This is a genomic window from Streptomyces sp. NPDC015532 (assembly GCF_043078065.1).
In the GTDB taxonomy this organism is placed as follows: Bacteria; Actinomycetota; Actinomycetes; order Streptomycetales; family Streptomycetaceae; genus Streptomyces.
In genome coordinates, this window is sequence record NZ_JBIBSY010000044.1 from 1 (window position 1) to 1,934 (window position 1,934).

General features: G+C 70.1%; 2 protein-coding genes. Both read left to right on the top strand.

The annotated features are described in order from the left end of the window. Positions 1 to 2: 2 nt before the first annotated feature. Positions 3 to 788: an electron transfer flavoprotein subunit beta/FixA family protein gene (locus ACF07B_RS42905; protein ID WP_392182942.1), complete on the top strand. Its 786-nt coding sequence runs from the start codon at positions 3 to 5 to the stop codon at positions 786 to 788. 96 nt (positions 789 to 884) lie between these two features. Beyond that, on the top strand, positions 885 to 1,847 hold the full coding sequence (locus ACF07B_RS42910) for an electron transfer flavoprotein subunit alpha/FixB family protein (protein WP_392182943.1): 963 nt from the start codon (positions 885 to 887) through the stop codon (positions 1,845 to 1,847). The last annotated feature ends 87 nt before the right edge of the window (positions 1,848 to 1,934 follow it).

Sequence of the window (1,934 nt, forward strand, 5' to 3'; positions counted from 1 at the left end):
GCGTGAGCTTGAGGATCGTTGTCACTGTGAAGTACGTGCCCGACGCCACTGGCGACCGGCACTTCGCCGATGACCTGACCGTCGATCGTGACGACGTGGACGGTCTGCTGTCCGAGCTCGACGAGTACGCCGTCGAGCAGGCGCTGCAGATCGCCGACGCGGCGGACGACGCCGAGATCACCGTGCTGACCGTCGGTCCCGAGGACGCGAAGGACGCGCTGCGCAAGGCGCTGTCGATGGGTGCGGACAAGGCCATCCACGTCGAGGACGACGATCTGCACGGCAGTGATGCCATCGGCACCTCGCTGGTGCTGGCCAGGGCGATCGAGAAGGCCGGTTTCGACCTGGTCGTCTCCGGCATGGCCTCCACGGACGGCACCGCGGGTATCGTCCCGGCGCTGCTGGCCGAGCGTCTGGGTGTCCCGCAGGTCACGCTGCTCTCCGAGGTCTCCGTCGAGGACGGCGTGGTCAAGGGCCGTCGCGACGGCGACAGCGCCTCCGAGCAGCTGGAGGCTTCCCTCCCCGCGGTCGTGTCGGTGACCGACCAGTCGGGTGAGGCGCGTTACCCGTCCTTCAAGGGCATCATGGCCGCCAAGAAGAAGCCGGTTCAGTCCTGGGACCTGTCCGACCTGGAGATCGAGGCGGACGAGGTCGGCCTCGAGGGTGCCTGGACCAAGGTCGACTCCGCCACCCAGCGTCCGGCGCGCACCGCAGGCACGATCGTCAAGGACGAGGGCGAGGGCGGCAAGCAGCTCGCCGAGTTCCTCGCGGGCCAGAAGTTCATCTAGTCGCCGCAGGTCCGGAGCTCGCCTCCGGACCGTCGCAGCGGCCAAGGCCCACCCCGCTCATCGCCCTCAGACTTCGCAATCCGCAGGAGCATTCCCATGGCTGAAGTTCTTGTCTACGTCGACCACGTGGACGGTGCCGTCCGCAAGCCCACCCTGGAGCTGCTGACGCTGGCCCGCCGCATCGGCGAGCCCGTCGCGCTCGCGCTGGGCTCCGGTGCCGAGAACACCGCCGCCGCGCTCGCCGAGCACGGCGCGGTGAAGGTCCTCACCCACGACGCCGCCGAGTACGCCGACTACCTCGTCGTGCCGAAGGTGGACGCGCTCCAGGCCGCCTACGACGCCGTGTCCCCGGCCGCCGTGCTGGTGCCGTCCTCCGCCGAGGGCAAGGAGATCGCGGCCCGCCTCGCGATCCGTATCGGCTCGGGCATCATCACCGACGCCACCGACATCGAGGCCGGTGACGAGGGTCCGGTGGCCACGCAGTCCGCGTTCGCCGCCTCCTTCACCACCAAGTCCCGCGTCGCCAAGGGCACCCCGGTCATCACGGTCAAGCCCAACAGCGCGGCCGTGGAGGCCGCCCCGGCCGCCGGTACGGTCGAGGCCCTGGCGGTCGCCTTCTCCGAGAAGGCCACCGGCACGAAGGTCACCGCGCGTACCCCGCGCGAGTCGACCGGGCGCCCCGAGCTGACCGAGGCCGCGATCGTCGTCTCCGGCGGCCGTGGCGTCAACGGCGCCGAGAACTTCTCGGTCATCGAGGGTCTCGCCGACTCGCTCGGTGCCGCCGTGGGTGCCTCGCGTGCCGCGGTCGACGCCGGCTGGTACCCGCACACCAACCAGGTCGGCCAGACCGGCAAGTCCGTCTCGCCGCAGCTCTACATCGCCTCCGGCATCTCCGGCGCCATCCAGCACCGCGCCGGCATGCAGACCTCCAAGACGATCGTGGCGATCAACAAGGACGCCGAGGCACCGATCTTCGACCTGGTCGACTACGGCGTCGTCGGCGACCTCTTCGACGTCGTCCCCCAGCTCACCGAGGAGATCAAGACCCGCAAGGGCTGATCACCCCAGCACCGACGAAGGCCCCCGCGACCACACCGGTCACGGGGGCCTTCCCACATCCCGGAACCCACCCGACACCAGCACGTC